Consider the following 1565-nt stretch of genomic DNA (forward strand, 5'->3'; position numbering starts at 1 on the left):
CATTCTTTTCATTCCAATGTCCAGGGTGGGTGGCTACAAGGACACGGCTTAACTTCAGTCCCATAGGTTCACCATCTGCCGCTGTGGGGCTGTGGTTTGGGTGTCCGGCATCAGTACGGCGAGGCCCTGGGGCAGGATTGGCCCGTGGTCGGCCAGCCCGGGGTTCGCTTCGAGTACCGCCTCGGTGACGCCCGCCGTGCGGCCGTAGTGCCGCCAGCAGACGGCGTCGACCGTGTCGTTTTGCTGGGCGCGCAGGGTGACGGCCATCAGATCAGGTCCACGGTGGTGCGCGGGGTAGCGAGAAAGTCGCGAATCGCCCAGCGCAGGTCGCGGTGGTAGTCGTCGATGTTCGGGGCCAGTTCCTCGGCCTTGCGGTTGCCAGCGTTTGTGCTGTCGTAGGAGCGGTACCGCTCACATACTTCGGCGCCGACCCCGGCCTCGATGGCGCGGTGGTACAGGTGCACCTGGACCGATTCGCCGTTGACCTGCCGCGCCGGTACTTCGCGCAGCTCGTTATAGCCCTGGGCCTGCTTGCTGAGCTGCCAGGCCTCCAGCTCGCGGTTGACGTTGATCGCGGTGTTGATCACTGCGGTTTCGAGCCGGGCAGAATTGACGCTGCCGTCGATACGCAGCGTGGCGCGCACCCGGTCGAGATCGATCGAGGGCCAGAATGGGTCGGTGTTGATATGGCCGCCAGGCGTGCTGCCGTTGGCTACGAATCCGCTCATGGTGCTGCGCTCAATAAGTCGCCGGTGGTCGGGGCTTCACGTTCAGGAGGAGCGGCCTGGCCGGTCCGCCCCGAGCCGGCGGGGTGCGTGGGGACGCTCGGTTAACTGCTTGCCGTTGAGGGGGCTGGTGCAGTGTGTTTCTTGAGGAGGCGGTCGACGCGCTCCAGATCCTTTTTGCCGCCGCAGTTGCTGTGCAGCTCAATGGCCCTGGCCAGGTTCCCCCGGGCTTTCTCCAGGGGCTCCAAGGCCTCGGCGGCTGGGGTGTCGTCCGTGACCAGCGCAGAGAAGGCCTTGCCGATGGCCAGGTGCAGCTTGGCCCGGGCCTGGTCTGGCATGTCTTCCTTGGTAGTGATCTGCTCGGTGCGCAGGAGCAATTCGAGGTCGAAGCTGCCGCCGGCTTTCTGAGCGTTGAGCGCGGCCTCGGCGATTTCCTCGGCGACGATGGTGCCGGTGGTGCGCTCGAAGCGGTCGGGCATGATCAACTGGTGCTCGATCACGTAGGCCGCGATGTCCAGGGCGCCTTTGAAGTCGCCGGCATCGATGCGCCATACCATCAGCGTGGTGAGCACTTGGTCTTGAGCGCCTTTGCCTTCGGCCAACACTCCTTCGACATAGGGCTCGTACTCGGGCAGCAGTAGGCGTTTCAGCTCTGCCTTGCCCTCGTTGGACTGCACCTGTTTCAGCCGCAGGTAGTCTTGGTGCAGCTTGGATAGGTGCAGTTCGTAGGAGGTGGCGCCTTCCATGGTCATGGCCGGCCCGGCGACAGCAGCCGCTTCGATGGCTGCTGTAACGCGTTGAAAGTGACGACGGCAGGGGTTGGTCATGATCGTCAGCCTC

At 64.5% G+C, this 1565-nt stretch carries 3 protein-coding genes; all 3 read right to left on the reverse strand.

Annotated features, from left to right (window positions below):
- Nucleotides 1-54: 54 nt before the first annotated feature.
- The 3 genes from CAG11_RS32900 to CAG11_RS32910 all read right to left on the reverse strand — a co-directional run bounded on the left by CAG11_RS32900 (nt 55) and on the right by CAG11_RS32910 (nt 1552).
- The gene (locus tag CAG11_RS32900) at nt 55-267 is read right to left on the reverse strand and encodes a tail protein X (RefSeq protein WP_085600856.1); all 213 of its coding nucleotides are present in this window, start codon (nt 265-267) and stop codon (nt 55-57) included.
- Nucleotides 267-728, reverse strand: a complete 462-nt coding sequence (locus CAG11_RS32905; protein ID WP_085600858.1) for a head completion/stabilization protein — start codon at nt 726-728, stop codon at nt 267-269. Before CAG11_RS32905 ends, CAG11_RS32900 begins: the two co-directional genes overlap by 1 nt.
- Before the next feature lie 101 nt (nt 729-829).
- Entirely contained in the window at nt 830-1552 is a 723-nt protein-coding gene (locus CAG11_RS32910; RefSeq protein WP_085600860.1) for a terminase endonuclease subunit, read from the reverse strand.
- Nucleotides 1553-1565: the final 13 nt, after the last annotated feature.

The organism is Pseudomonas sp. B6(2017) (genome assembly GCF_002112765.1).
In the GTDB taxonomy this organism is placed as follows: domain Bacteria; phylum Pseudomonadota; class Gammaproteobacteria; order Pseudomonadales; family Pseudomonadaceae; genus Aquipseudomonas; species Aquipseudomonas piscis.

What these genes read in the sequence shown, in the direction of transcription:
- CAG11_RS32900 (WP_085600856.1), bottom strand. Translation starts at nt 267, where the DNA reads ATGGCCGTCACCCTGCGCGCCCAGCAAAACGACACGGTCGACGCCGTC.
- CAG11_RS32905 (WP_085600858.1), bottom strand. Translation starts at nt 728, where the DNA reads ATGAGCGGATTCGTAGCCAACGGCAGCACGCCTGGCGGCCATATCAAC.
- CAG11_RS32910 (WP_085600860.1), bottom strand. Translation starts at nt 1,552, where the DNA reads ATGACCAACCCCTGCCGTCGTCACTTTCAACGCGTTACAGCAGCCATC.